Raw genomic sequence first — 443 nt, forward strand, 5'->3', positions numbered from 1 at the left:
TGTCTGCTCTGTCGAGTACGACCGTCACGTCGATACCACCGTTTGCCAGATGGCGGGCGGCACAGATACCCCCGCCGCCGTTCCCGCCGTTTCCGGCGAGGACGACAATCCGACCGTTCTCGGCGGTTTCGGTACCTTCGGTGCTCTCGACCGTTTCGCGGGCGACTTCTGCGAGGTTCCGCCCGGCGTGTTCCATCATCTGGAGGAGTCCGAGACTGACGGTGTCGACCGCGACGCGGTCTACCTCGCGCATCTGGTCGGCGGTGACGGCGGAGACGACTCGCCCGCGTTCTGTTTTGAACGTCGGAGTCACGACTCTCTGTACGGAGCGTGGGAAAAAGACGATACGGGGACGAGTGCCGCGTCGGCGATGGACCTCGTCGGCGGTGGCGTCTCAGTTGTTCTGCCGAACGTTGAAGCCGCGAGTCAGGTCGTTGTGCTTG

Annotated in this window: 2 protein-coding genes; one reads left to right on the forward strand and one right to left on the reverse strand. The window is 63.9% G+C overall.

All coding sequences use genetic code 11. The features are described 5' to 3' along the window. Positions 1–253 (reverse strand): NAD(P)H-hydrate epimerase (locus tag D3D01_RS22905; protein WP_394343418.1); only part of this gene is annotated, 253 nt, incomplete at its 3' end. Here D3D01_RS22905 and D3D01_RS24745 point away from each other — a divergent pair. Continuing rightward, a partial coding sequence (locus tag D3D01_RS24745; RefSeq protein ID WP_233563633.1) for a hypothetical protein occupies positions 188–443 on the forward strand: 256 nt, incomplete at its 3' end. The genes D3D01_RS22905 and D3D01_RS24745 overlap by 66 nt on opposite strands.

Origin of the sequence: Haloarcula sp. Atlit-7R, from assembly GCF_003666065.1 — an archaeon.
Classification (GTDB): Archaea; Halobacteriota; Halobacteria; order Halobacteriales; family Haloarculaceae; genus Haloarcula; species Haloarcula taiwanensis.